The following is a 6,056-nucleotide window of genomic DNA, read 5'->3' on the forward strand; positions in this document are numbered from 1 at the left end:
GCGGTCGCGAAAACGCGGAGACCAAGCGTTTGCTTGGCCTCCGGGCGTTTCGGCGGTATAGGAAAGCCCTGTCAGACGGTCGACAGGAAGGCGCTGCCGGCTTCCTGCCACTGGGCGATCTCGATACGGATACGCTTCTTGTCCAGCTTGCCGACGCTGGTCTTGGGAATATCGGTAACAACCGCGATCTGCGACGGGATCGCCCACTTGTTGATGTTGCCCTGCTCGACGAAAGGCTTGAGGTGCTCCTTCAGGCCACGTGCGTCCAGTTGCTGGCCCTCGCGCACTACCAGCAGGGCGAACGGGCGCTCGCCCCATTGCGGATCGGGCACCCCGACCACCGCCACTTCGCGTACCGCCGGATGGCGGCTGATCAGGTCTTCCAGCTCCAGGGAGGACAGCCACTCGCCGCCGGTCTTGATCACGTCCTTGATGCGGTCGCGGATCTCGATGAAGCCCATGCCGTCCAGGGTCGCCACGTCGCCGGTGTGCATCCAGCCGCCGCGCCACAACTCCTCGCCGCGCTCGGGTTCGCGGAAATACCCCTGGGTCAGCCATGGCGAGCGCAACACCAGCTCGCCCTGGGACTCGCCGTCGGCCGGGAGGAAGCGGCCCTGTTCGTCCATGATCGCCGCATCCACCAGCGGCACCGGCACACCGGCCTTGATCCGGTAGGTGGTGCGCTCGTCCTCGCTTCCGGCCAGCAGTTCGTCGTTGAGGTAGGCGCAGGAAATCAGCGGACAGGTCTCCGACATGCCGTAGGCGGCGGTCAGCTGGATCCCGCGCGCCTTGGCCGCCTCGTAGAGCGAGCGGTTCAGCGCGCTCCCGCCGATGATCACCTTCCAGCCCTTGAAGTCCACGCCCTGGGCGGCCCTGGCGTTCATCACCATCTGCAGGATGGTCGGCACGCAGTGGGAGAAGGTGACCTTCTCGCGCTTCCACAGTTCGACCAGCAGTTCCGGATCGTAACGCCCGGGATAGACCTGCTTGACCCCGAGCATGGTCGCCACGTACGGAGTACCCCAGGCGTGGACATGGAACATCGGGGTGATCGGCATGTACACGTCGCTGGTACCGAGCAGGCGGATGCTGTCCAGGCTGCCGATGGTCGAAGCCATCGCCAGGGTGTGCAGGACCAGTTGCCGGTGGCTGAAATAAACGCCTTTCGGATTGCCGGTGGTGCCGGTGGTGTAGAAGGTGGTGGCGATGGAGTTCTCGTCGAAATCGGGGAAGTCGTAGCGCGGGCTGGCCGCGGCCAGCAGCGACTCGTATTCGCCGACCAGGCCGGGCAGTTCCGCGCTCTTCTCCGCGCCGTCGGTGAGCAGGATGGTCCGCTCCACCGTGGCCAACTGCCCCGCCACCGCCTGGTAGAGCGGGACGAACTCGCTGTTCACCAGCACGAAGCGATCCTCGGCGTGGTTCATGGTGTAGAGGATCTGCTCCGGGGAAAGGCGGATATTGATGGTATGCAGCACCGCCCCGATCATCGGGATGGCGAACATGCATTCCAGGTAGCGATGGCTGTCCCAGTCCATCACCGCCACCGTGTCGCCGGCCTTCACCCCGGCCTCGCTGAGTACGTTGGCCAGGCGCGCGACGCGCTCGTTGAAGGTGGCGTAGCTGTAGCGCACCTGGTCGCGGTAGACGATTTCATGACTCTTTTCGTAACGACGGCCGGAAAGCATCAGGCTCTTGATCAGCAACGGATACTGATAAGCGCCGGCGGCGGCCGGGATGAGACGGGTCTTCAGCATGGGGCGTACACCTGGGAGCGGGTTCGTTGTCAGGATGAGGCCGACTCTAGAGCCGTCGGCGGGCTTTGTTCATCAGTCAAAAGAGTGATTTGCCCCGTGACCTTTCGGAGCCTCCCGGTCACAAGATAGAATCCGCCCACTGAATCGTTCAGACCCTATCCAGAACAAGAGGTAACGTTCCATGTCCGATATCGTCATCGTCGCCGGCGCCCGTACTCCCATGGGCGGCTTCCAGGGCAGCCTGGCCGGCGTTTCCGCGGTCGACCTGGGTGCCGTCGCGATCCGCGAAGCGGTGCAGCGCGCCGGCATCGCCGCCGAGGACGTACAGGAAGTGATCATGGGTTGCGTCCTGCCCGCCGGCCTGAAGCAGGGCCCGGCCCGCCAGGCCGCGCTGGCGGCCGGCCTGCCCGCCGCCAGCGGCTGCACCACCATCAACAAGCTGTGCGGCTCGGGGATGAAGGCGGTGATGCTGGCCCACGACCTGCTCAAGGCTGGCACCAACCAGGTGATGGTCGCCGGTGGCATGGAAAGCATGTCCAACGCGCCCTATGTCCTGGAGAAAGCCCGCAGCGGCCTGCGCATGGGTCACGGCGAGATCAAGGACCACATGTTCCTCGACGGCCTCGAGGACGCCCGTACCGGCCGTTTGATGGGTTCGTTCGCCCAGGAGACCGCCGACAAGTACGGCGTGACCCGCGAGGAGATGGACGCCTATGCCATCGAATCGCTCAAGCGCGCCCAGGCCGCCATCGCCGATGGCTTGCTGGCGGCGGAAATCGTCCCGGTCACCGTCACCAGCCGCAAGGGCGAGACCGTGGTGAAGGACGACGAGCAACCGCTGACCGCCAACCTGGAGAAGATCCCGAGCCTCAAGCCGGCGTTCCGCAAGGACGGCACCATCACTGCCGCCAATGCCAGCTCGATCTCCGACGGCGCCTCCGCGCTGGTCCTGATGACCGCCGAGGAAGCCCAGCGCCGTGGCCTGAAGCCGCTGGCGCGAATCGTCGGCCATGCCACCCAGAGCCAGGACCCGAGCGAGTTCACCCTGGCGCCGATCGGCGCGATGACCAACCTGTTCGCCAGGACCGGCTGGAGCAAGGACGACGTCGACCTGTTCGAGATCAACGAAGCCTTCGCCATGGTCACCATGCTCGCCATGCGCGAACACGGCCTCGATCATGCCAAGGTCAATGTCTATGGCGGCGCCTGTGCCCAGGGCCATCCGGTCGGCTCCACCGGCTCGCGGATCATCCTCACCCTGATCAACGCCCTGCGCCAGAAAGGCGGCAAGCGCGGCGTCGCCTCGCTGTGCATCGGCGGCGGCGAAGCCACCGCCGTGGCGGTAGAACTGCTCTGATACGGCGTTGAGCCATCGGCGCCCGGCCGGCTCGTGCTGTCCGGGCGCCCTCTTCCTCAGGCGCCCACCGCGGCGTTGCGCACCGGACGCGGAAACACCAGCGCCGCGGCGAAGGTCAGCGCGGCGAAGCCCGCCAGTACCAGGTACAACCCCAGCAGCCCCTGCCGTGGCTCCAGGTAGGCGATCATCGGAATCGCCGCCGCGCTGGCGCCGAACGACAGGCAATAGCGCAGGGCGAAGACCCGCGCCTGCCACTGCGGCGCGACGAAGTGGGCGACCATCGCGTCGTTTACCGTCACCTGGCCGAACACCGCGAACATGAACAGCGCGCCGAACAGCACCACCGCGCTGCCGTGGCCGTAGGCCAGGGCCAGCAGCAGCGGCACCTGGCAGAAGGTGAGGAAGACGAACGGCAATTTCAGGTTCAGGCGATCGATCAGGCGGCCCATGATCAGTTGCGCCACCGCGCCGAAGGCATAGGCCAGGCTGACCACCACGCCGAGGGTCTGCGGCGACGCCAGCAAGTCGCTCAGGCGCTCCTGGAACAGCTTCGGGTAGGTCACGGTGCTGGCGTTGAACACCACCCCGCCGGTGGCGGTGACCAGCGCCAGCACGCCGAACACCCGGCGCATCGACAGACCCTCGCTGTCCTCGCCACGCGTTGCGGCCTTGGCCGACAGGTGCGGCGATGGCTCCTCGCGCACGCAGAAGAAAAACCCGATGCCGAGCAGGATGGCCACCCCGCCGGGCAGGATGAACGCCGCGCGCCAGCCGAAGTGCGCGGTGAGAAAGCCGGTAAGCAGCGCGGCGAAAGCGACCCCGAGGTTACCCCACATGCCGTTGATGCCGATCTCGCGGCCGCGGTTCTCCGCGTGTGCCACCAGCATCGCGGTGCCGACCGGGTGGTAGATCGCGGCGAACACCCCGATCAAGGTCAGCCCGGTCACCAGCATCGGTACGCTGCCGGCCAGCCCGGTGAGCAGTGCGGCGGCGCCGATACCGAAGAAGAACAGCAGCATCATCCGCCGCCGGCTCCAGGTATCGCCCAGCCAGCCGGCCGGCAGCGAACAGGCGCCGAAGGCGATGAAACCACCCAGCGACAGGCCGATCAGACCGGCGTAGTCGAGGTCGAAGCTGCCGGCCATGCCGAGTACGGCGGCGGGGAAGATCAGCATGAACATGTGGTCGATGACATGCGCGGCGTTGATGAAGCGGATAACGGTTCGAGGTCGGTTCATGGCGTGCGGCCTGAATGGTCGGTGAGGAATGGGCGTCATGACCCGGGCATGATAGGTTGACCGAAAAGCGCAGACAGGACAGCGAGGTCATCGAAACGGACATGCTGATCGAGCACCGCCCGGACGGCCTGCTGGCCGCCATCTCCCTCGACTTCCCCGACGGCCATCACCTGGGGCGGCATTTCCACCCGCAGGCGCAGTTCCTCTACGCCGCTCGCGGCCTGATGCGCCTGGCCACCCACCACGGCGCCTGGGTGATCCCGCCGACCCGCGCGGTATGGATTCCGCCCCGGGTGGAGCACGAGATATTCATGTCCGGCGAGGTACACATGCGCACCCTGTTCATCGGGCAACCCGAAACGCCGACACCGCTAAGCGACTGTTGCGTACTGGCGGTGACGCCGCTGCTGCGGGAAATGATCCTGCGCGCCATCCACCTCGAGAGCCAGCCGCGCCTGGACGACTTCCGCCAGCGCCTGCAAGGGCTGATCCTCAGCGAGATCGCCAACCTCGAACGGATGCCGCTGTACCTGCCGATGCCCCGCGACCGCCGCTTGCAGGCGATCTGCCAGGCATTGCTGAAACAGCCGGAACTGGGGCTGACCCTCGATGACTGGGGCCTGCGGGTCGGCGCCAGCTCGCGCACCCTGGCGCGGCTGTTCGCCCAGGAATTGCAGATGAGCTTCCATGAGTGGCGCCAGCAACTGCGCCTGACCGAAGCCCTGCCGCGCCTGCTGGCCGGCGACAGCGTGCAGGTGGTCGCCCGCGACCTCGGCTACGGCAGTACGCGGGCCTTCAGCAGCATGTTCCGCCGCCTGCTCGGCGAAACCCCGCGCGACTACCTGGGGCGACTGGAGCAACTGGCACGGGTCAGGGGACGGGAGGACTGATGCCCCACGGCGCAACGCCAAGCAACCGCGAATCGGCGGATAACGCCTGCGGCGTTATTCGCCCTACCAAGGCGCCGCTAGGGCGCATCCGCCGCCAAGGTTCCCGTAGGGCGGATAACCGCAGCGCGGTTATCCGCCGAACCGGCCTGGATGGTGCAAGGCGGGAACGCGAGGATTGACGCCCTACGGCGCAACACCGAGCACTGGCGGATCGGCGGACAAAAAGAAGCCCTCCAGCGGAGGGCTCTCGGAAAAGGGCGCCGGAGCGCCCCGGATGGGATCGTCGATCAGTGCGGAACGCCCAGCCCCGCCGCGCTCATGAACAGGCGCATCAACCAGGCGGCGACGCCCAGGGCCAGCACGCTGGCGGTCCAGATGCCCGCCAGCCAGGCCAGGCGTCGCCAGAGCGGTGGCTTGGCTGCGCTATCTCGTTCGGGATGACTCGGCGTACGGACCATATGCGGCGCCTCCTCAGTGATAGCCATCGCCGTGCTTCACCTTGCCGCGGAACACGTAGTAGCTCCAGGCGGTGTAGCCGAGGATGAAGGGGATGATGAACAGCGCGCCGACCAGCATGAAGCCCTGGCTCTGCGGCGGCGCCGAGGCCTCCCAGATGCTCACCGCCGGCGGGATGATGTTCGGCCACAGGCTGATCCCCAGGCCGCTGTAGCCGAGGAAGATCAACACCAGGGTGAGCACGAACGGCTTCACGTGGTCATTGTTGGCCACCGAGCGCAGCAGCGCATAGAAGGTCACCAGGACCAGGATCGGCACCGGCAGGAACCAGAACAGGTTCGGCAGGCTGAACCAGCGTGCG

General features: G+C 66.5%; 5 protein-coding genes and 1 pseudogene. 2 read left to right on the plus strand and 4 right to left on the minus strand.

Features of this window, described 5'->3' with window-relative positions; genetic code table 11:
* Positions 1-71: 71 nt before the first annotated feature.
* Positions 72-1,754 carry a fatty acid--CoA ligase gene (locus HMPREF2886_RS31810; RefSeq protein WP_003103012.1) on the minus strand — a complete coding sequence of 561 codons (1,683 nt, stop codon included), beginning with the start codon at positions 1,752-1,754 and terminating at the stop codon, positions 72-74.
* A gap of 181 nt (positions 1,755-1,935) precedes the next feature.
* On the opposite strand from HMPREF2886_RS31810, the gene HMPREF2886_RS31815 reads away from it, so the two are divergent.
* A complete protein-coding gene (locus HMPREF2886_RS31815; RefSeq protein ID WP_042170101.1) occupies positions 1,936-3,111 on the plus strand; it encodes an acetyl-CoA C-acyltransferase in 1,176 nt (391 codons plus the stop codon).
* Positions 3,112-3,167: 56 nt separating this feature from the next.
* On the opposite strand, the gene HMPREF2886_RS31820 is transcribed toward HMPREF2886_RS31815, so the two are convergent.
* Positions 3,168-4,349, minus strand: a complete 1,182-nt coding sequence (locus HMPREF2886_RS31820) for an MFS transporter (RefSeq protein WP_057389153.1) — start codon at positions 4,347-4,349, stop codon at positions 3,168-3,170.
* Between the two features lie 101 nt (positions 4,350-4,450).
* Here HMPREF2886_RS31820 and HMPREF2886_RS31825 point away from each other — a divergent pair, with 101 nt between their 5' ends.
* Positions 4,451-5,239: an AraC family transcriptional regulator gene (locus tag HMPREF2886_RS31825; protein WP_039027002.1), complete on the plus strand. Its 789-nt coding sequence runs from the start codon at positions 4,451-4,453 to the stop codon at positions 5,237-5,239.
* A 287-nt stretch (positions 5,240-5,526) separates the two neighbouring features.
* On the opposite strand, the gene HMPREF2886_RS31830 is transcribed toward HMPREF2886_RS31825, so the two are convergent.
* Both HMPREF2886_RS31830 and cioB read right to left on the minus strand, forming a co-directional pair.
* Positions 5,527-5,697 (minus strand): DUF2474 domain-containing protein, encoded by a 171-nt coding sequence (locus HMPREF2886_RS31830; protein ID WP_003093052.1) that lies wholly within the window; start codon positions 5,695-5,697, stop codon positions 5,527-5,529.
* A 13-nt stretch (positions 5,698-5,710) separates the two neighbouring features.
* A pseudogene (gene cioB, locus HMPREF2886_RS31835) lies at positions 5,711-6,056 on the minus strand (cyanide-insensitive cytochrome bd quinol oxidase subunit II); the annotation flags it as partial.

The organism is Pseudomonas sp. HMSC066A08 (genome assembly GCF_001813025.1).
GTDB lineage: Bacteria > Pseudomonadota > Gammaproteobacteria > Pseudomonadales > Pseudomonadaceae > Pseudomonas > Pseudomonas aeruginosa.